The 20,325-nt window shown below is 66.7% G+C and carries 17 protein-coding genes, 1 pseudogene and 1 riboswitch; of the genes and pseudogenes, 8 read left to right on the top strand and 10 right to left on the bottom strand.

The window, feature by feature from the left end:
- Positions 1-23: 23 nt before the first annotated feature.
- From ACWPXE_RS18375 to ACWPXE_RS18360, 4 genes and pseudogenes are all read right to left on the bottom strand, one after another.
- Positions 24-1,226 carry an acetate/propionate family kinase gene (locus ACWPXE_RS18375; RefSeq protein ID WP_454018930.1) on the bottom strand — a complete coding sequence of 401 codons (1,203 nt, stop codon included), beginning with the start codon at positions 1,224-1,226 and terminating at the stop codon, positions 24-26.
- Between the two features lie 7 nt (positions 1,227-1,233).
- Positions 1,234-2,163, bottom strand: a pseudogene (locus ACWPXE_RS18370) (bifunctional enoyl-CoA hydratase/phosphate acetyltransferase); the annotation flags it as partial.
- 42 nt (positions 2,164-2,205) lie between these two features.
- The gene (locus ACWPXE_RS18365; protein WP_454018929.1) at positions 2,206-2,682 is read right to left on the bottom strand and encodes a hypothetical protein; all 477 of its coding nucleotides are present in this window, start codon (positions 2,680-2,682) and stop codon (positions 2,206-2,208) included.
- 47 nt (positions 2,683-2,729) lie between these two features.
- On the bottom strand, positions 2,730-4,952 hold the full coding sequence (locus ACWPXE_RS18360) for a DUF3141 domain-containing protein (RefSeq protein ID WP_454018928.1): 2,223 nt from the start codon (positions 4,950-4,952) through the stop codon (positions 2,730-2,732).
- A gap of 1,004 nt (positions 4,953-5,956) precedes the next feature.
- On the opposite strand from ACWPXE_RS18360, the gene ACWPXE_RS18355 reads away from it, so the two are divergent.
- The 3 genes from ACWPXE_RS18355 to ACWPXE_RS18345 all read left to right on the top strand — a co-directional run bounded on the left by ACWPXE_RS18355 (position 5,957) and on the right by ACWPXE_RS18345 (position 7,740).
- Positions 5,957-6,358 carry a Rap1a/Tai family immunity protein gene (locus ACWPXE_RS18355; RefSeq protein ID WP_103038961.1) on the top strand — a complete coding sequence of 134 codons (402 nt, stop codon included), beginning with the start codon at positions 5,957-5,959 and terminating at the stop codon, positions 6,356-6,358.
- 72 nt (positions 6,359-6,430) lie between these two features.
- Positions 6,431-6,715, top strand: coding sequence for a glycine zipper family protein (locus tag ACWPXE_RS18350; RefSeq protein WP_237904145.1), 285 nt, complete (start codon positions 6,431-6,433; stop codon positions 6,713-6,715).
- Positions 6,716-6,864: 149 nt separating this feature from the next.
- Positions 6,865-7,740, top strand: coding sequence for an aminoglycoside adenylyltransferase family protein (locus ACWPXE_RS18345; protein ID WP_454018927.1), 876 nt, complete (start codon positions 6,865-6,867; stop codon positions 7,738-7,740).
- 61 nt (positions 7,741-7,801) lie between these two features.
- On the opposite strand, the gene ACWPXE_RS18340 is transcribed toward ACWPXE_RS18345, so the two are convergent.
- Together ACWPXE_RS18340 and ACWPXE_RS18335 are read right to left on the bottom strand one after the other, a co-directional pair.
- Positions 7,802-8,302, bottom strand: coding sequence for a hypothetical protein (locus ACWPXE_RS18340; protein ID WP_454018926.1), 501 nt, complete (start codon positions 8,300-8,302; stop codon positions 7,802-7,804).
- A 251-nt stretch (positions 8,303-8,553) separates the two neighbouring features.
- Entirely contained in the window at positions 8,554-9,417 is an 864-nt protein-coding gene (locus ACWPXE_RS18335) for a DUF2092 domain-containing protein (protein WP_454018925.1), read from the bottom strand.
- Positions 9,418-9,909: 492 nt separating this feature from the next.
- Between ACWPXE_RS18335 and ACWPXE_RS18330 the strand changes: the two genes are divergently transcribed.
- The 3 genes from ACWPXE_RS18330 to ACWPXE_RS18320 all read left to right on the top strand — a co-directional run bounded on the left by ACWPXE_RS18330 (position 9,910) and on the right by ACWPXE_RS18320 (position 14,046).
- The gene (locus ACWPXE_RS18330) at positions 9,910-10,533 is read left to right on the top strand and encodes a hypothetical protein (protein ID WP_454018924.1); all 624 of its coding nucleotides are present in this window, start codon (positions 9,910-9,912) and stop codon (positions 10,531-10,533) included.
- Positions 10,534-10,666: 133 nt separating this feature from the next.
- The gene (locus tag ACWPXE_RS18325) at positions 10,667-12,580 is read left to right on the top strand and encodes an esterase/lipase family protein (RefSeq protein WP_454018923.1); all 1,914 of its coding nucleotides are present in this window, start codon (positions 10,667-10,669) and stop codon (positions 12,578-12,580) included.
- The gene (locus ACWPXE_RS18320; protein ID WP_454018922.1) at positions 12,577-14,046 is read left to right on the top strand and encodes a hypothetical protein; all 1,470 of its coding nucleotides are present in this window, start codon (positions 12,577-12,579) and stop codon (positions 14,044-14,046) included. The genes ACWPXE_RS18325 and ACWPXE_RS18320 overlap by 4 nt, the downstream gene beginning before the upstream one ends.
- A 33-nt stretch (positions 14,047-14,079) precedes the next feature.
- Here the strand turns inward: ACWPXE_RS18320 and ppk2 are convergent, their stop codons facing one another.
- Both ppk2 and ACWPXE_RS18310 read right to left on the bottom strand, forming a co-directional pair.
- Positions 14,080-14,910, bottom strand: coding sequence for a polyphosphate kinase 2 (ppk2, locus tag ACWPXE_RS18315; RefSeq protein ID WP_454018921.1), 831 nt, complete (start codon positions 14,908-14,910; stop codon positions 14,080-14,082).
- Between the two features lie 114 nt (positions 14,911-15,024).
- The gene (locus ACWPXE_RS18310; protein WP_014239554.1) at positions 15,025-15,276 is read right to left on the bottom strand and encodes a hypothetical protein; all 252 of its coding nucleotides are present in this window, start codon (positions 15,274-15,276) and stop codon (positions 15,025-15,027) included.
- A 518-nt stretch (positions 15,277-15,794) separates the two neighbouring features.
- Between ACWPXE_RS18310 and ACWPXE_RS18305 the strand changes: the two genes are divergently transcribed.
- A complete protein-coding gene (locus tag ACWPXE_RS18305) occupies positions 15,795-17,672 on the top strand; it encodes a tetratricopeptide repeat protein (RefSeq protein WP_454018920.1) in 1,878 nt (625 codons plus the stop codon).
- A 131-nt stretch (positions 17,673-17,803) separates the two neighbouring features.
- Positions 17,804-18,211 carry a hypothetical protein gene (locus ACWPXE_RS18300; RefSeq protein WP_454018919.1) on the top strand — a complete coding sequence of 136 codons (408 nt, stop codon included), beginning with the start codon at positions 17,804-17,806 and terminating at the stop codon, positions 18,209-18,211.
- 142 nt (positions 18,212-18,353) lie between these two features.
- On the opposite strand, the gene ACWPXE_RS18295 is transcribed toward ACWPXE_RS18300, so the two are convergent.
- Entirely contained in the window at positions 18,354-19,115 is a 762-nt protein-coding gene (locus tag ACWPXE_RS18295; protein WP_454018918.1) for a substrate-binding periplasmic protein, read from the bottom strand.
- A 199-nt stretch (positions 19,116-19,314) separates the two neighbouring features.
- The gene (ribB, locus tag ACWPXE_RS18290; protein ID WP_454018917.1) at positions 19,315-20,001 is read right to left on the bottom strand and encodes a 3,4-dihydroxy-2-butanone-4-phosphate synthase; all 687 of its coding nucleotides are present in this window, start codon (positions 19,999-20,001) and stop codon (positions 19,315-19,317) included.
- A gap of 151 nt (positions 20,002-20,152) precedes the next feature.
- Positions 20,153-20,305: riboswitch (FMN riboswitch) on the bottom strand.
- Positions 20,306-20,325 lie beyond the last annotated feature (20 nt).

Below are 20,325 nucleotides of genomic sequence, written 5' to 3'. Positions count from 1 at the left end.
CCTCTCTCCTTCTCGGGGCCGTGTTACGCGGAGCGGTGGCGGCGGAGGATGTCGCGGGTGTGGAGCGCGATCATCCGTTCCTCGTCGGTCGGGATGACCCAGCCCTTGACCCGGCTGTCCGGCGTCGTGATGCACAGCGCGTTCGCGGCGTTGGCCGCCTCGTCGAGGTCGAAGCCGAGCCAGCGCGCCCGCTCCGCGATGGCCTTGCGGATGGCTGGCGCCCGTTCGCCGATGCCGGCCGTGAACACCAGCCCGTCGATGCCCCCCATGGCGGCGGCCAGCGCCCCAATGGCGAGGCTCGCCCGGTAGACGAAGCAGTCCAGCGCGAGTCTGGCGCGCGGGTCGGTGCTGGCCAGCAGGTCGCGGACGTCGTTGCTGATGCCGGACAGCCCCTTCAGGCCGCAGTCGTGGTACAGCAGCCGTTCGATGGCGCGGGCGTCCATGCCCTTGTCCATCAGGTACAGGACCACGCCGGGGTCGAGCTGCCCCGGCCGCGTGCCCATCGGCAGCCCGTCCAGCGCGGTGAAGCCCATGGTGCTGTCCACGCTGCGCCCGTCCCGGATGGCGCACATGCTGGCCCCGCTGCCGAGATGCGCGACGACGACGCGCCCGCCGGCGATCTGGGGGGCGAGGTCCGGCAGGCGCCCGGCGATGTATTCGTAGCTCAGGCCATGGAAGCCGTAGCGCCGCACCCCCTCCCGGTGGAGAGCCTCCGGGATGGCGTAGCGGTCGGCCGGTTCGGAATGGTGCCGGTGAAAGGCCGTGTCGAAGCAGGCCACCTGAAGCACGTCCGGCAAGAGCTTCCGGATCGCCCGGATCGGCGCCAGATTGTTCGGCTGGTGGAGCGGGGCGAGCGGGACATAGGTTTCCAGAGTCCCGATCACCGCGTCGTCCACCGCCATATGGGTGTCGTAGGTCGGTCCGCCGTGAACCACCCGATGCCCGACCGCCACAGGCATGGCGCCGCTCAGCCGTTCCCGCAACCACGCGCCGAGAAAGGTCAGCGCGCCGGGAACCCCGTCACCGGACTCCGCCGGCAAGGGAACGCCTCCGTCCTGGAGAACCAGCCGGGGCGTCGTGCCGATCCCCTCGATCCGGCCGCGCAGGCGCACCGGCAGCGTCCCGTCCGCCGCATCGAACAGCTGGAACTTGATGCTGGAGGAACCGGCGTTGATGACCAGGATCGTTTCGGTCATGCCCGTCTCGGTCATGGTCGTTTCGGTCATGGCGACCTCACCCCTTCACCGGCTGCTCGACCCGCTGCTGGTGCGCGTACAGGGCCGCCACGGCGCAGGAGGCCATGCGCGTCATGACGCTGTCGGCCCGGCTGGTCAGCACGATGGGCACCCGCGCGCCCAGCACGATGCCGGCGGCATCGGCGTTCGCCAGGAAGGTCAGGTTCTTGGCGAGCATGTTGCCCGCCTCCAGATCCGGCACGACGAGAATGTCGGCCTGCCCGGCGACCGGGGACTCGATACCCTTGATCCTCACCGCTTCGGGGCTGATGGCGTTGTCGAGCGCCAGTGGCCCGTCCAGCAGGCCGCCGGTGATCTGCCCACGGTCGGCCATCTTGCACAGCGCGCCGGCCTCCACGGTGGAGGGGATTTTCGGGTTGATGGTCTCGACCGCCGACAGGATCGCCACCTTCGGCTGGGGATTCCCCAGCGCCCGCGCCAGATCGATGGCGTTCTGGATGATGTCGCGTTTGTCCTCCAGGGTCGGCGCGATGTTCACCGCGGCGTCGGTGATGAACAGCGGCTTCCCGTAGGTCGGCACGTCCATGATGAAGACGTGGCTGATGCGCCGCTCCGTCCGCAGCCCGCTGTCCTTCCTGGCCACCTCGCGCAGCAGCTCGTCCGTGTGCAGGCTTCCCTTCATGAGAAGCTGGGCACGCCCCTGGCGCACCAGTTCCACCGCCGTGGCGGCGGCGGCGTGGCTGTGGGGCACGTCCACGATCTCGTATGGGGCGATGTCGAGCCCGGACTCATCCGCCACCGCCCGGATGCGCGCGGCCGGACCGATCAGGATCGGGGTGATGAAGCCCTGGCGGGCCGCATCGACGGCACCGCCCAGGGACGAGGCGTCGCAGGGGTGCGCCACCGCCGTGGGAACGGGGGGAATCTCGCGGCAGGCGGCGACCAGCCGTTCGTACTTTTCGTGCCGATGCGGAGAGGGTGGCTGGTTTCCGGCCATGGCGTTCCCTCCTCACCAGCGCAGATAGAGTCCGACATCCCCCGGCATGCCGCCGGGATAGTCCAGGATCTGCGCCCGCAACTTGTAGCCCTTGGCCCGCAGGGTCTTGTCGAAGACCTCGTAGGCTTCGCGAGCGAAGCCGGTCAGGGAATTCGGCCAGTCCGGCTCGAAATTGTTGATCGCCCGGCCACCGTCGGTGCAGTAGCTGCTCGGGAAGCGCGCAATCTGGATTTCCTTCACGCCGCGCGACGCGGCGTCGCGCACCGCGCGCGTGAACCGCTCCTTGGCGTCGGGGCGGATGTGCTGGTTCATGAAGGCTTCGCGGACGGTGTCCTGTTCCTTCATGTGCTTCTTTTCCCGCTCCAGGGCTTCCTGGAGCAGCGCCATCTCGTGCTCCTCGGCGAGCTTCCGGAGTTCGGCGGGCGAGATCAGGTCATCGCCGATGTCGGGGACGGCCGTGGCCGCCTTGCTCTGATCAATGTTGCTCATGATGCGTTCCCCTTGTTGTTTGTCAGCCTTGTGCGTCGGCGCCGGGTTCACTTGGCCTTCGCGGTGCCCATCACGCCGCGCTGCGTGTCCGCCCTGCTGATGTCGGTGGCGGCCTTGCCCAGCGACGATCCGCCGGCCCCGGGCAGCACGCGCAGGGGTGGTTCGCGCCCGGCCTCGATACGCTCCTCCTTGTTGTGCAGAAGGGCGTCCACCTGCCGCAGGCGGGCGCGCTGGTCTGGGGTCAGCGGTCCGGATGCCTCCAGAACGCGCTCCGCCAGCGCCATCACCTCCTTGCGCTCCTTCTCGCCGGACAGAAGCTTGGGCAGCGCGCTCATCGCCGCGGCTTCGTCCATCAGCATCAGGAAGACCTGTTCGCGGAAGACCGCGCGAACGGCGTCGACGGTCAGGTGCTGGGTGCCGGAATGCTCCTCACGGATTTTCCGCAGCATCTGGAAGGCGCGCTCGTCGAGGGCGCCTTCGCCGCGCCGCGCGTGGATCAGGACGCGGAACAGCGCCTCCCGCACACCGCCTTCCTCGACGCGGGCCATGATCTCGGCCATCCGCTTCTCGACCAGGGCTTCGAACGCCTCGTCGCGGACATGCGGCGGCCGCGCGTCCTCGCCCGGCGCGGCCAGCCCGACCAGAGCCTGAAGGAGCGGTGCGTTGTAGAGGCCCATGAACAGGCGCTCGACGGCGCCGTCGCGCGCGTCCCGCCAGCGGTCAAGCCCCTGCACGATCTCGTCCGAGACGCGGTTCTGCGCGCTCAGGTACGGGTTGTCCGGGCTCACCGGGCTGCGGTGCTCGCGCACCCAGTCGGCCATGGGGCCGACCGGCGCCATGAAGGGGTTGAGGCGCGAGAACAGGTAATACTGGCTGCGCGCCGGGTTCATCATACGCAGCCATTCGGCGAAGGGCTCGTTGACGGTCGCCTGGATGCAGGGCCGGACGAAGGTGGCGTACAGACCCTTGTTGATGTCCGAGATGCGGGCCACCGCGGCGAAGCGCCGGTCGTCCTCCGGCGTGTTGCCGCCAAGCCCACGGATGTCGTCGAGCGTGCGCGGCTCGAACCGCGTCACGTAATCGCCCGCGACCAGATCGGCGCCGGGGACATTCGGGTCCTTCGGCTGGAGGATCATCTCGTAGAGACCGGGTGGCAGCAGGTCGATGAAGTCGATGTTTTCGACGAACTCCGACGTTTCCTTGCGGGCGACGCGGCCGGACACGAAGATGCCCAGGTGCCCGATGTCGTGATGGAGGTTGTAGACGATGGTCTGCTCGTGGGCCCGGATGTCCTCGACGTCGCTGTAGAGGTCGAGGATCCAGCCCAGCGCCTGTTGCGGCGGCGTGATGTTGTCGCCGAAGGACGCGAAGACCAGGATGGGCGAGCGGATGTTGCGCAAATCCAGCCGGCGCCCGTTCCGGACGATGCCGCCGCTGGTCATCTTGTTGCCGACGAACAGCTCGTCGGTGATGGCCTCAATCTCCTCCCCGTTCATCAGGAAGAAGCCGCTCCACCACTTTTCGAATTCAAGGTACCGGTCCGCTTCCGTGTCGATATGGGCGTACAGGTTGTACGCCTTCTTCCAATAGGTGTTGGCCGGGTCCAGCTTCTCGAAGTTGCCGACCAGATGCGCCCCGTCGAAGCGGCCGTTGCCGAGATCGCTGGCCAGGGCGGCGAGCCAGGCGCCGCCATAGAGCCCGCCGAGGTAGCGCATCGGGTTCCGCCCCTTCACGCCAGCCCAATAGGACAGCGGTGAGCCCGCGATGATGATCGGTCCCATCAGGTCGGGCCGGACCGCGCTCAGCGCCATCACCGCCCAGCCGGCCTGGCAATTGCCGATGACGCACGGCTTGCCGCCCGCATTGTCGTGCAGTTTTCCGACATGCTCGATGAAGAAGGCCTCGGCTTCACCCACGTCGGCGAGGGTCTGGCCCGGCTCTGGTTCAGGATGGAAACCGATGAAGTAGCAGGGGTGGCCGGCGCGTAGAGCGGTGCCGATCTGGCTGTCCGGCTTGAAGCCGCCGATCCCGGGCCCGTGACCGGCGCGCGGATCGACGATCACGAACGGGCGCTTGGCCGGGTCCATGCCGACGGCGGGGTCCGGCAGAATGCGAAGCAGCATGTAATTGCACGGCCGCTTCAGCTTTCGTCCCTCCATCACGACCTCGTACGGGAAGGACAGGACGGGTGGCTTTCCTTTATCGGCGTGGTCCATGAACTGGTCGCCGCGGCGCCGCAGGACATCCAGGAACAGGACCCAGCGCTGCATGGCATCGACGCCATAGTCGAAAGCGTCCTGAAACGGGTTGGGAAGATTGAACGGGTTGGGGAAAGCCGGCGTTGGCCAACCACCATCCGTGTCTTTCCCGGCCACACTCTCTTCGACCGGCTTTGCCCCCGCCTGTTTCACCCCTGTTGATTTTGCTGCGGTCCCGTTTTCTGCGGGTTCGACGAAGGAGCCGAGAAAGGGAAATGCCGCGGTCCAGGCGGAAAACCAGCTCGCCAGAGGCTGCTGTTCCGTCAGGGGACGCACCCGCCGATTTTTCATCACATGTCCTCTTTGGCTGTACGCTCCTGCGCCGGCTGTGCGTTCGCTGTGCCGACCGGCTTCTTTGCATCCGCGAAGGCGTTGCGACGCCGGCGCTGCGGATACCGACCCATGATGAGAACGTGAGGGGCCAAGGCGCTGGCTTCGACACTGGCTTTAAGACACGGGCTTTAAGACACGGGAAATACTGCACCGCATCATCCGCCGCGTTGAAGCATGCAACTGTTGGCGCTGTTACCGTATCAGGCTGCTTTCCCTTGGTGGTTCATTCCCGAAACAGTGCGGCGGCACCGTCTTCCGGTGGGGATTCGGGCTTTGAATTTTTCATGAATGAGATTCGGATTTTGGCAAACCCAACCCAGCGGGTCTTTGTGTGTTTTTGTTTAATAATTTTATGGAATTTTTCTTTCATTAAGTAATAATGCGCCCTGCAAGGGGGTAAATTCGGCTCGTTCATTGGCATAATGAACAGAAGATGACCCTCTTCACATGACCGATACGGTGGGCGTTACCGTAGCATGACTGCGCTTTGGCTTGGAGGAATGCTACCTTCCAAAGCACAGTGTCTTGCGAGTTAAATTCTCGCCCCCGACCTGTGCACCCCGTCCATCCGATCGGCGGTCCATCGATTTCGCATCGGGCCGGCCGGTTCGTCGGGGAAGCGTCTCCTGTCCCTGAAAATCCGCTTACAAAAAGCCGCCCACAAAAAGCGCTGGGAGCAAACCATGAAACACCGAACCAAGGTCGCTCTGGCCGTTGCCCTGACGGCGACGGTGATCACCGCCGCGAACGCGCAGATGGGGCCGGCCCCCACGGAAACCAATTTTCAGGTCCGCACCACGGGCGACCTTGTGCGGCTGTGCGAAGCCACGCCAAACGACCCGACCGGTATCGCGGCGCTCCATTTCTGCCACGGTTTCGCCGTCGGCGCCTATCAATACCATCAGGTCGTAACGGCCGCCGAAGGCAAGCGCCAGCTGGTGTGCGCGCCGACGCCACCACCGTCGCGCAACGACGCCGTTTCCGCTTTCGTCACCTGGGCAAAGCAGAATCCCAAGCTGATGGACACGCCGCCGGTGGATGGGCTGTTCCGCTTCCTGTCCCAGCGCTACCCCTGCCGCGCCTGATCCCGCCGGCATCCGCTTCCTCCGCCGCGGTCCACGGCCTTCGATCAAAGGCCAACCAGGATGGGAAAGACCATGAAACCCACACAAATCCTCCGCGTCGCCGTCGTCGCGCTTCCCCTTGCAGCGTGCGCCGACATGTCACCGACCCAGCAGCGCGCGCTCACCGGCACGACCGGAGGTGCTGCCGGCGGAGCGCTGATCGGCGCCATCGCCGGCAACGCCGGCATGGGTGCGGCCATCGGCGCCGGTGCCGGTCTGGCCGGCGGTCTGCTCTACGACTATCACAAGCGGACCGAGGCCTCGGCCTACCAGCGCGGCGTCCAGCAGGGGTCCACCCAGCAAAGCGGCACCCAGTGACCCGCGGCGGTCATGCTCTGAGGCGGTCATGCGCTGAGGTGGTCATGCGCTGACGGGGACGTTCTCGCCATGCCGCCGATCCCGCTGGATGGCAGGCGCGTCCTCGTCACGGGCATCGCCAACGACTGCGTAAAGGACAATCGTGAAGCTTGGCCAGCCTTTGTCATGCCGTGACGTTGTCATGCTGCGGCGTGGCTGGCATTCTGATGGCCATGATACCGTTCCTGGCGCATGAACCACGATCCTGCGAGCAGACCGTTGCCGCTGCGGCGGTTGTTCGCGACGTTATCGGCGGCGGCGCCTCAGCCGCGTATCTCTACGGATCGGCGGTCGCGGGCGGCCTGCGCCCGAACAGCGATCTCGACATCCTCGTCGTCACCGAGCGATCGCTGTCAAACACTGAGCGCGTCGCGATCATCCGTCAGCTTCTGCCGATCTCGGGAAGCACCGCCGTCGGCGGGCCGGGCCGCCCCATCGAACTCACCATCCTCGCCCGCCCGGCCCTGACCCCATGGCGTCACCCCGGTTGCCTTGAGCTTCAGTATGGCGAATGGATGCGCGCCGAGTTCGAGCGGGGCGGCATGCCCGAATGGCCGTGCCGGGATCCCGACGTCGCCGTCCTGATCGAGACGGCCCGCCGCGGAGCCCTGCCGCTCTTCGGCCCGCCCGTCGACTCGGTCCTCGGCCCGGTGCCGCGCGCGGATCTCGTCCGGGCCATGATGGACATGGTGCCGATCCTGATTCCGGGCATCGAAGAGGGGGACGACAGACGAAACGGGCTGCTGACCCTGGCGCGCATCTGGACGACGCTCACGACCGGCGAGATCCTCCCGAAGGATCAGGCCGCCGATTGGGCGCTCGCGCGCCTGCCCGAGGAACACCGGCGCGTTCTGGCGCACGCCCGGGCGGCCTATCTCGGCGAGGAGCGGGAGGATTGGAGCGATCTCGCGCCGGGGGTGCGACCGCATGTCGACCACATCATCGCACGCATCCGGACCCTGACGGCTGGCACATCACCGGAGTGATGACGGATCGGCGGGGGCTGGCAGGGCGGAAGCGTCCGCGCCATGACAACCCTCACAGCGGTCAGTAACCGGGCGGCGCAGTGACGGTGACGTAGGTGACGCTTCCGTCCACATAGCTGCGGTTGTACCAGGTTCCACCGCAGCCGTAATAGCTGACGCCGCCGTACGGCACGACGGTGGGCGTGCAGGGAAGCACCGTCACGTAGTTGGGACCCGCCGTGGCGGCACCGGCGATGTAGCCGGCGGTCGCTCCCACCGCCGCACCCGCAAGGGCCCAGCCCCAATCGTCATCATCGTCGTCATAATGATGACCATCCCAGTCGTTGGCGATGTTCTGCGCCGCGTAGGCCCGCGATTCCGTGCGTTCGGTCTGGCCTTGCTGGCGGGCTTCCGTGCGTTCGGTCTGGCCCTGCTGGCGCTGGCCCTGCCGCTCGGTCCGCTCCTGCTGGCCCGAAGTGCGCGTGTCGGCCCGGGCTTCCGTGCGCGTCTGCTTCGTCTCGGCGCGCTGCGCGGAACGCTCCGTAGCGCCGGACTGCCGGGACGCCGTCTGTGCGGAGGCCATCCGGTCGCTCGACCGCTGGGTGGCACCGGCCTGACGAGCCCCCACTCCCGCCGTGGATCGTCCCGCCGAGGAACGTTGAGCGGAAAAGCCGCCACCCGCCGCCGGACCGGACCGGGAATAACCCCCTCCGCCCGCTCGGCCACCGCCGCCGCCGCGACCTCCTCCGCCGCGGGCATAGGCATCCGCGACCGATCCGGCCACCAGCAGCAGGGATGCGGCGATGGAAATGGCAATTCGTGAAGTTGGCGTGTTCATTTCGGCGCTCCTTCCGAACCGCCGGCCGCGTTGCGGCGGACACGGATCATGACCGGAATGCGTTCCGCGCCGTCCGGAGGATGGAAGGCGAGTTGCGCCGGCTGGACGTCCGGGTTGAGATTCCAGTCGGAGAATTCGGCCCGGTATTGCGGCTCGCCCTCGTCGGCCTTGTAGGTGATGGTCACGCGCTCCGGCAGCGGCGGGCCTTCGGTGGCGATCCATATCTGGAAGTCGACATCCTCGGTGCGCCCCGCCAAGTGATCGGTCGGCACCGCCGTGAGCATGTCCCGCTCCACATAGTCGAGCGTCTGAAGGCGTTGCTCCAGCTCGTCCGGCAGCGTGCTGACCAGCAGCAGCGCCAGCGGCAGCCGCACCCGAAGATCCTGAACCAGATAGCGCACGGCGTCGTCGATCGTGCCGGCCCGTTCGATCTGGGCATAGACGTTCTCGTCCGGGTTGAACACGGAGATCGCCTTGCCGTCGAACGTCACCAGCGACCGCTTCCCATCGCTTTCCTGCGCTTCGACCCGCAGCCCGTCGGGGCGGTTCAGGGTGAGGGCGCGCCTCTCGCTGAACGTGATCTTTTCCCCCGTGTCCTGAACCACGTCGTAGCTGGCCCGGATGGTCACGGTGAAGCGCTGGGTCTGGGCGAGCGTGTCGGCCATGCGCGTCAGGACGGTCATCGCCTCGTCGTCGATTGCCGAATCTTCCGGCTCGTCCTGCTCGACCGCTTGCGGCGGACTGTCGGACGGTGGCGCCTCGGCCCCGAAGGCCGGCCCGACCAGGGCGAAACCGACCAGGGCGAAAACGCAGAGCACCGGGCACAGCGCCGACCGTATCAGCCACCTGGGTCCGTTCATCGATATCCCTCCTGCCCCGCCTCCTGCCCCGGACGCCGCGCCGGCGGCATTGATGAAAGGCCTGGAGCCATTGAGCCGCGTGGAGCGGAGCCATTGAAAGTAGCAGCCACGGTCGATGCGGGCCGCTACGGTAACGCTGCCCCAAGTTGCCGGTGGGTTGCCGGTGCGCCCGGAACCGGTCGAGGCCCTGTTGGGTGGAACACGGTGATCGCGCCAAGTACGCTACCGTAACATCCATTACGGTAACCGAGACCGCGGAAGCCGTCCGATGCTTACGCTCGTCAACGGGCTGGGCGTTTCCTGAACAGTCGGGCCGACGGCAGGGATCAGCGAAGTCCAGGCTACTGTAGAATACTCGTCAGAGCCGGCGTCTCGGGCTACAGGACTTGGCTGTGGACAACAACGCACCACACCGGACGGCCCCAGATCCGCCCCCCAACTTCGCGCTTTGAAGACGGCGCTGGAGCATGCCGGGCAAGACAGGAGGACAGCATGAAGCGTCGTGCAACCTTGCCAACGGTCACCGCCACCGCAGTGGGCATCCTCTGCGGCGTACTCTTGGTGCCGGGCACCGTTCCGCACCCGGCGTCGGCGCAGGACAGGCCCGTTCTGACGAACGTCATTCCGGAAAGTGCCGCCGTCACGCTCCACGCGAAAATCACGGACATCGATGCGTCCAAGCGGAAGGTCACGCTGGCCGGACGGTCGGGCACGCCAGTCACCGTCATGGCCGGGCCGGCGGTGCGATTGGAGATGCTGAAGGTGGGAGACACCGTCGACGCGCAGTTCTACCGCTCCGTGGCCTTCATGGTGTCCCAACCCGGTGCGCCCGTGCCCGAGGACGAGATCCAGCAGACGGTCGCGCGCTCGGTCGAGGCGCCGGGCGGCATCGGGGTGCAGGTGACGCGGCTCAGCGGGCTGGTCGTCGGCATCGACCTCGGCGCGAACAGCATCGACCTCGTCAATCCCAACGGCGGCGAGGTCTACACCGTCAACGTGACGGACCCCGCCCGTCAGGCGAAGCTTCCCTCGCTGAAGGTCGGCGACACGATCACCGCAGTCGTCAGCGAAGCCCTCGCGGTGTCGATCGAGCCGGCGCGCAAGAGCTGGTTCTGAGAGCTGGTTCTGAACGGCGGTCCTCGCGAAGGCAGTCGAAGGGTGGGGGCCAAGAGCACGGGCGGAGGGCATGGGAGTGCACGCAAGCCAGGATGCCCGGCCAGTGGCGACGGGCGGCGCAGAAGCCCGCGGGATGAGGCGCCCGCCCCTTCCGAGGGGCTTCGCCGCCGCGGTCCTGCTGGTCTGGACGCTTCTTGCCGGGGGATGCGCGACGGCGGTCAGCGTCGAACGCGTGGACCACGGCACCGTCCACCAGCAGCTCACGCACAACGTCCTGTCGGCGCACGCGCTCAGCGATCCGAGCCACAACGTGCTGCGCCGGTGGTCCCTGACGGACCGCTTCCTGACGCAACCGGAGAACGCCATGGCCGATCTCCGCGCGCTGGTCACGCAGGGGCATGGCGGCGCCGACGAGATCTTCGCCTTGGCCGAGATGTCGTTCCTGCACGCCGAGGAGCGGGGAGGGCCGCCCTATTATCTGGCGTCCGCCCTCTACGCCTACGCGTTTCTCTTTCCGGGAGGACTGGACCAGCCGCCCAGCCCCTACGATCCCCGGTTTCGGCTGGCCACCGACCTGTACAACCGTGGCCTGACCTCCGGGCTGTCGACGGAGGACCGAACCGGCATCGCCATTCGGGAGGCCCGCCACCCGCTGCCGTTCGGTGAGTTGGACGTGGCCTTCGATCCTCGGGAACTGGCGTGGGGCGGGCGCCAGCTGACCGGCTTCTTTCCGGTCGCCGAGCTGCAGGTTCACGGCCTCGACGCCCGTTATCGCCAACCCGGCATCGGCGCTCCCTTGGCGGCGGGGACCACGCAGGGCACCCTGGCGAAGGGCTTCCAGGTCGCCCCGCGCGTCAAGACGCCCGTGACCGCGCTGCTGCGCATTCCCGATCCCTGGCGCCAGATCATGGGCGGGCAGGTGCGCGCGCAACTTGAACTCTATCCCGCGTCGGAAACCGAAGCGGTGCTGATCGACCGCCAACCGGTGCCGCTGGAGGTCGAGCACACCGCCACGCTGGCCTACATGCTGGACGGCATGCCGGTCTGGGAATTCGAGTTCGGCGGCTTCCTGCGCGGCGGCCTGCTGGACAAGGTGCCGTCCCGCCTCGTCGCGCTGGAACCGTACCGGTCCGGCCGCATTCCCGTCGTCTTCGTCCACGGGACGGCATCGAGCCCGGTGCGCTGGGCCGAGATGCTGAACGATCTGAGAAGCGACCCGCGCATCCGCGACCGCTTCCAGTTCTGGTTCTTCAGCTACGAGACCGGCAATCCCGTTCCCTATTCCGCCCTGTTGCTGCGTGACGCACTGCAGGAAGCGGTGTCCACCCTGGACCCGTCCGGGCGGGAACCGGCGCTGCACGAGATTGTCGTCATCGGACACAGCCAGGGGGGGCTGCTGACCAAGATGGCGGCGGTGAACACCGGCGCCCAGCTATGGAACGCGGCGTTCCGCAAGCCGCCCGACCAGCTTCCGCTCGACCGGGAAGCGCGCGATCTTCTGACACGCGCCCTGTTCGTGAAGCCGGTTCCGTCGGTCAAGCGCCTCGTCTTCATCGCCACGCCGCACGGCGGCAGCTATGTCGCCGGCAACCGGATCAGCCAATTCGTCGCGAGCCTGGTGCGATTGCCGGGGCGCATCCTGAGAGTGACCTCGGAGATCGGCCAGCTGGACAGCGCCAGCACCACGCTTGCCGGGCAAACAGGGTTTGGCAGCGTCCACGCCATGACCCCCGGCAGCCTGCTGGTCCAGACCCTGGCGCACATACCCATCGCCGAGGGGGTCAAGGCGCACTCGATCATCGCGGTGCGCGGCGACGGACCCGTCGAAACCGGCGACGATGGCGTCGTGGAATACAAAAGCGCCCACATCGACGGGGTCGAATCCGAGTATGTCGTGCGTTCCGGGCACTCGACGCAGTCCGATCCGCGCACCATCGAGGAGGTGCGCCGCATCCTTCTCCTCCATTGGGATGAATCCTGCACGAAACGCAACGCGTGTGGGCCGCCGGGCGCCAGCGCCCCGCGCGTCGCGAGCCGGACCCGATGATGGCGGCTCCCATGATGGCGGGTCTGGCGAGCGCCGTTTCCGCTCTCATTCTGTCCGGTATCCTGCTGTGCTCCGCGTCTCTGCGGGCGGACGAGGCGCCATGGCTGCCCGTCTCGCAAGTCATGTCCGAGCTGGCCCGGAATCCGGATTTCGTGGAAGCCCTGTACCGGCGCCTGGGGCGCAATCCGAAGGCGGGCGGCATTCTGGGGCCGGATGAGATCAAGCGGCTGCGCGAGATGATCCTCGGCAAGGATTTCGAGGGGCTGGACCGGTTTCCCGGGCTGACCGTGCAGGGAATGGGCCGGTCCGTGCGGCTTGCTGGGGCGATGCTGGACCGTCCCAGCGACGATGACCTCGCACCGGAGCCCGCGCCGGTCGAGAAGGCGCCGGCCGAGAAGGCGGTTGAGACGGCGGCCGAGGCGACGATCGACGAGGGGCTGGGCATTCCCGCCGCCGGCACCCCTCCGGCGCTGGATGCCTATCTGCGCCCTCTGGGTTTTGGGCTGGAAGCCGGCGACCGCGTCGATCCCGCGCTGGCCGAACGCTACGCCGATGGCCTGCGTCTGGCCGAACTGCTCAACCGCCTTTCCCTGAACGCGCCGGATGGCGGGCGACGCCACCGGGTCGTCCTTGACGGCCAATCGCTGGACACGCCCCGCGCCCTGGTGGAAGCGTTGGCGCGGAGCGGCCATGACGTGGAGGTTCGCGATTCACGGTATTTCGCCAATTTTGGCGACCTGATCTATCAGGGCCGCGACGTCCTGACGCCGTTCTGGATCGACACCCGACTGCCGGTCCCCGGGACGGACCGCAACCTTCTGGTTCCGGTCAGCCATTCCCAGCACGAACTCGTCGTCCGCGGCCCGGTGGTCAACGCGGATCTGTCCTTCTATTTCGGAATCGACGGCCAGGCCGTGTTCCGCCCGAGCGTGACTCGCGATCAGGCCTGGGTCATGGGCAGGGTGGCGCACCACTACCGTGGGGAGGAGGCGATGGAGGTGATCCGCCTCGCCGGCGTCATTGTGCGCGCCTACGACACGATCAAACGGCGCCATCCGGAGCTGCCGTTCGGTGGCTACTACGCGCTGGGCGTCTGCAACGACGTGAACGCGATGATCGAGCTGCGCATGCGGGGCGAGACGACCCTGTTCCCGCTGACGCTCGATCCGCAATTCTTCACGGACGAGGGTGAGATCGGCCGGCTTGCCGAGAGCCTGCCGTTGGACAGCCGATGGCGGGGGGTGGCGGACCCGCGGCGTATTCTGGGGTCCCTTCCCGTGGACGACCTCGCCGCGCTCCCCCTCCCCTCGCTGAGGGAGGATTTGGAGAAGGTCCGCACGGCGTGGGAGAGTGGTCGCCTCTCACGGCCGGGTGTCGGCGACGTCGCCCTTTTTGCCGTAGTGGCCGGACTTCTCGCCGCCGGCCTGTGGTCGGTTCGCCTGTGGCTCGTGCGGCGGCGGCGCTGACCCAAGGCGCTGACCCAAAGTGACCGTTCGGCCTCACTCCGTGGGCCACTGCAGCTCCGGAATGACCTTCAAGGGGTAGTTGGGGCTCTCGTAGCCGTCCGGGTCCTGGCGCTTGGGCAGCTTCACGGTTTCCCTGGGCAGCTCTTCGTAGGGGATGTGGTCGAGCATGTGGCGGATGATGTTCAGGCGCGCGCGCCTCTTGTCGTCCGACCGCGCGACGAACCACGGCGCCCAGGAGGTGTCGGTCTCCGCGAACATGTCGTCGCGGGCACGCGAATAGTCGTACCAGTGGCCGTAGGATTTCAAATCCATTGGCGACAGCTTCCAGACCTTCCGCCCATCGTTGATCCGTGCTTCAAGGCGGCGCGTCTGCTCCTTCGGGCTGACTTCGAGCCAGTATTTCAGCAGAACCACCCCGGACTCGATGATGGCCTTCTCCACGCTCGGGACGGCGTCGAGAAACCGCTTCGCCTGCTCCTCGGTGCAGAAGCCCATCACCCGCTCGACTCCGGCGCGGTTGTACCAGCTCCGGTCGAAGATGATGACTTCCCCGGCGGCGGGCAGGTGCGGGATGTAGCGCTGAATGTACATTTGCGACTTTTCACGTTCGGTCGGCGTGGGCAAGGCGACAACGCGGAACACGCGTGGGCTCACACGCTCGGTGATGGCCTTGATGGTTCCGCCCTTGCCGGCGGTGTCACGCCCCTCGAAGACGATGCAGACCTTCATACCTTTGTGAACAACCCATTGTTGCAGCTTCACCAGTTCGACATGAAGTTCCGCAAGCGCTCTTTCATAATCCCGCCGCTTGAGCTTTGGTTGCGCGCACTCCACGCGATGGGCGGTCTTCAGTTTCTTTGCCATGCTCATCATCCTCGCGGACGGGTGTTGGGTGTGATCCGTGACGGGACTGGCGGTTCATTGGCAAAAACGGCAAACAGAAAACGGCGAACAGACTTGGCGGCAGCCGGCCGATGGTCATACACCATCGATCCGGCTCTGGAGTTCGAGCAGAATTTCCTGCTCAAGATCCGCGATAAGAGCGCGGCACGCGGCGGTGCGTTTCGAGCGTCGCCCGCTGTTCGACGCCTCCCAACCCCGCAAAATCTCGACGGCCTCTCCGTAGTCTTCGCAGAGACTGCGAAAGAACCGGTTGTCCGCGCTGTGTTGTTTGATCATCTCCTCCAAATCCGGGAACCGCTCCACGACGTGCCGCAGCTTGTCCGACATGGGCGAGTCTCCCCGGTTCTGGAAGAGCGCCGGGGTGCCTGCCTTGTTCCGGACTTTGCTCTTGACCAACCTGCACCGGATCGTCCGCCGCCTTGAAGGGTGAAACGGTTGGCTTTGATACCGTAACAGGCAAAAAGAGCGGCGTTGTGCGCGTCACGAAAAAGGTAAGGACTACCATTCCGAAGGAAGTAATGAAGCCAGGGCGTGGGCGTGAAGCGGCTATACCGTCAGTGAGTGTTCCAGTCTCCATTTCTTAGGAATAAACTGCGCACTGCCCTTGTCCGGCATGGGTTTCTGCAATGATCGCACCCGCCGCTCATGCGCGGAAACTTGCTGTGCATTCGAACAAATTTTCTCGATGTTGTGTCGTGCGCCTCGTGATCATGACGTCTACAGCTTCCAGTGCCCGGCCCCAGCGCTTGGCTAATGTGGACCGTCCCGGCATGGACCGCATGGTGTAGCAACCCCTTGTCCTAAGGGCACGGCTGCCGGATGGACTTAACGGAAGGAGGGCGCTCGTGCTTCACGCCTCCGACGAACCGCAGGCCACTGATTTACCAGCTTCCGCCATCACGGCACCGCTCATCGATGCGGCGTTGGCGCGCGTGCTGGCCAGCCGCAGCCTGCGCGGGTCCGCCCGTGGCCGCCGCTTTCTGCAATTCATCGTGCAGGAGGCTCTGGCCGGGCGCGCCAACCGCATCAAGGCTTACACCATCGCCATGGACGTGTTCGACCGCGACGCCAGCTTCGACCCGCTGCTCGACCCGGTGGTCCGCATCCAGGCCGGCCGCCTTCGCCGCGCCCTGGAGCATTATTATCTGACCGAAGGCGCCACCGACCCCCTGCGCATCGCCATTCCCAAGGGCGGCTACGTCCCCCAGTTCTCCCTGGTGCCGGTCACGGCCGGGGCCGACCTTCCGGACGAAGCCTCCGGTCCGGCATCCGTGCCAACCCGTGCGAGGCTGACCCTATCCCGCGCGCCGCTGATCCTCGGACGCCGCATCGACCGCCCGCTCCGCTGGCTGGCCGCCGCGGTCGCAGTCATGCTTCTGGCCTTGGCCGGTCTGGAACTCTTCGCCGGGTGGCGCGGCGTCGCTCCCGACCCGTCGAGGAGCGCCCTGGAGCGCGCAACGGCGCCGGCCGCGCCACAACGAGCGGTGCGCGGTCCGGCCCTGCTGGTCCTGCCGTTCACCAACGGCTCCGGCGATCCGACGCTCGACCTCGTCGCCGACGGCATCACCGAGGACCTCGTCGCGGCGCTTGTCCGCTTCGACGATTTTCTGGTCTTCGGCGCCGACACCAGCTTCCGCTACCCATCGGCGCCGGCGCTGCGCGAGGCCGTGCCGACCACCCGTGTCGACTATCTGCTGAAGGGCAGCGTCGCTCAAACCGGTGACTACATCCAAGTGACGGCCACGCTGATCGCGGCCAAGGACCATCGCTACCTGTGGTCGGACAGCTTCCGTCGCGCGGTCACGCCGACCAGGCTGTTGGACCTGCGTCACGACATCGCCGTTCAGGTCACCCGCACCTTGGCGCAATCGGACGGCGTGATCGAGCGCGCGGAGGCGCGGTTGAACGAACAGCACGCGCCGCAGGATCTGTCGTCCTACGCCTGCCTTCTGCGCACCCGCCAGTATTGGCGCCAGCTCAGCGTCGCCCTCCATGCCGAGGTGCGGGATTGCCTCGAACGGACGACCAGGAGCGACCCCGGCTATCCGGAAGCCTGGGCGGCGCTCGCCATGGTCACCATCGACGAAGCCCGGCTCGGCTTCAACCCCAGTCCGGCCCGGCCCAACCCGATCGATGACGGGCTGCGGTTGGCCGAGCGCGCGGTGGCGCTGGCTCCGGACAGCGCGTTGTCCCATCAGGCGCTCGGGCTTGCCTGGTGGCTGCGCCGCGAGCCGCAGCGCAGCATCGCCGCGTACGAGCAGGCGCTCGCGCTCAACCCGAACGACAGCGCGATCCTCGCCGACCTTGGGCGCTGCTACAGCTTGACCGGCGAGTGGGAGCGCGGAATTCCACTGATCCGCGAGGCCTTCACGCGCAACCCGGCACAGCCGAGCTGGTACCGCATCGTGATCGCCACCTATCATTACGTAAACGGTCGCTACGAGGACGCGCTCGACGAGATGCGGCGGGCCAATCTGGGGCGCGAGGTCATTCTTGGCCACGTCGCGCTGGCGATGATACACGGTCAGACCGGAAACCGGGCCGAGGCGGCGAAGGCGGTCTCCGAAATCCTGCGGCTCGACCCGAACTTCCCGATCAAGGCGATTTCCGAATTCGAACGCCGCAACATCCACCCCGACATCATCGCCCGGATCGTTGACGGCTTGCGCAAGGCCGGACTTGCCATTCCACCGCCGCAGATGGCCGACGGCGAGAGGCTTTGAGTGCTGTAATGCGACGCGGTGTTACCGTAGCATTCCTGAAAGCGACCGTACGCTTCCTCTGAAACGACGCCGGCTTGCGGTCCCATACCAGGACGAAGCAGAGCATCCTGGTCTGAAAGGGGGGATCGGCCATGGCCGTGAAGGTGCGAATGGCATTCACATTGATGGTGGCTCTGGCAGCCCCCCCGCACATCGCGGCGACCGCGGCGACGGCTTCCATGGAACATGCACGCGACGCCCGGATCTTCGAACTTCTCGACGACGATGAGGACGGCCGCGTCTCCATGATGGAATTCAAGAACAACCAAATGCTGGTGTTCTATATTCTCGACCGCAACAAGAATCTCGCTCTGACCGCCGACGAAACATTTCTACCCGCCGATGTCTTCGCGAGCATCGCCGGAGCTGACGGCAAGATAGACACCCTTGAGTTTCTTGACATCGTCGATGCGGCTTTCAAACAGGCGGACACCAATCACGACGAACTGCTGGACCGGCAGGAATTCGCCGCGCTGCTGAGTCGTGTCCGGAGCCAATGAGTGACGAGACTGTCCGTGAGTGGAAAGAGCCAGCGGGAATTCCAGGCATTGAGCGCCATGGAGGCCGGTTGCGCCGTCATCAGCCGCGCCGTCGTCGGTTGCCGACCTGCGATTGCCGGTATCGAGCGGCGCCGGTCACGTCCTACCGCTCCCAGGCGCGGACGATGGCGTCGATGGTGCCGTCCCGCTTGAGCTTCTCGTAGGCCGCCTGCAACCGCTCGGCCTTCTCCGCCCGCAGTTTGGGGACGGATATGTAGCGCGGCACCATGGCCAACGGTTTGGGCAGGATCTTGACCGCACTCGCCCGGCCCTCGCTCTCGGCAAGGTATTTGAGCACCTGCAAATCGCCCGCGATGGCATCGACGCGGCCGAGAAGCAGGCGCCGGAAGGACACGACGTTGCTGCTGCTGCGGACCTTCTCGAACAGGGACGATTTGTCGAACTCGGGGGTGTACTCGAAGCCCTCGACGACGCCGATCCGCAGACCCTGCAGATCGTCGATGCGCGTGTAGGTGATCTCCGAGTTGCTGCGGACCATGAGCACGGTCGCCCCGACACGATAGGGTCCGACCAGATGGCCACGCTCCAATCGGCGCGGCGACGTGAAGAACTGGAAGGCGACGTCCACCTCGTTCTCGTCGTGCGCACGCACCACCTCCGGCCAAGCCATGGGGCGGTGAACCGGGTAGACGCCGATGTCCTTCAGCATGGCATCGACGATCTCCGTGTCCATTCCCGTGCGCTTGCCGCGCTCGGTGAAATTGTACGGCGGGAAATAGTCCTCGGAGGCAACCGTCCAGTTCTCCGCGCGCGCCGGAACCACGGCCATAAGCAGGGCCAGAACCAAGGCGGCGACCGGCAATCGCGCCACAGTCGCCAAACACACGCTCACCGTCGTCCTCATCAACCGTCTCCGCTCACATCCTGACATCGCCTGTCGCCGGGCACCGCGTACAGGGCAATCCGATCGTCCTCAATGGGAAAAGAGCGGGCGGGTGTGATATCGCATCGGAGACGGCGCTCATGGCTTCCTGCCGGGTGCGGAGGGGACCGGCTCCGTCCGCGAACGGGGGAGCCGGTCCCACTCACTCAACCGAGGCCGGTCAGGCGGCGGCGCGCAAGCGCATCGCCCCGACCAGATCCTCGATGGTCACCACCGGCATGCCGTGACGCTCGGCGAAAGCCACCAGTTCGGGCAGGCGGGCCATCGTGCCGTCGGGGTTCATCACCTCGCACAGCACCCCCGCCGGACGGCGCCCGGCCAGGGTGGTCAGCTCGATGGTCGCCTCGGTGTGGCCGCGCCGCGCCGCCAAGCCCCCGGCGTGGGCGCGGATCGGGAAGACGTGGCCGGGCCGGGCGAGGTCCTCCGGCCGGCAGCCGTCGGCGATGGCGGTGCGGATGGTGGTCACCCGATCCGCCGCCGACACACCGGTGGTCACACCCTCCCGCGCCTCGATGGAGACGGTGAAGGCGGTGCCGAAGCGCGCCGTGTTGCTGCCGACCATTGGCGGCAGGTCGAGGCGGCGCGCGTCGGCGTCGGTCAGGATCAGGCAGACGATCCCCGACCCTTCGCGGATCAGCAGGGCCATCTGTTCGGCGGTGATGGTCTCGGCGGCGTAGATCACGTCGCCTTCGTTCTCGCGGTCCTCGTCATCCACGACGACGACCCCACCGCCCTTGCGGATGGCCTCCACGGCGCGGACCACCCGCTCCTCGGCGGTGCCGAAGCGGTCGAGAAGGCCGGTGGTGGACATGGTGGAAAGCGGGTTGCCGGCAAAGGTCTGATTCATGGTTCTCACTCCGGTTGGGGCGAGCCTGAATCAGGGCGCAAAGAGACATCCGGCGGCGCGCGGGACACCCCGCGCGGACCGCCGTCGCAGGCCAGCGCACGCGGACCACGCGCCACGCCATGCGCAGCGGGCGGACCACGGTCGATGACCGGCTCGTCCTCTTCCATCCGGACTGTCACCGTCGGCTCCGGCCTTGAACCGGATCTGCTGACCCCCCGGCCTGACGGCCGGGAGCGCTCGCGGGCTCCCCCTCTTGCGAGGGGCTACCGCCGGTCGGGATTTTCACCCTGCCCTGAGAACAAGCGTCTGATGCGCCGCCCCCGG

This window comes from Azospirillum sp. Marseille-Q6669 (assembly GCF_965111635.1).
This window is presented reverse-complemented; position numbering and strand designations above follow the sequence as displayed.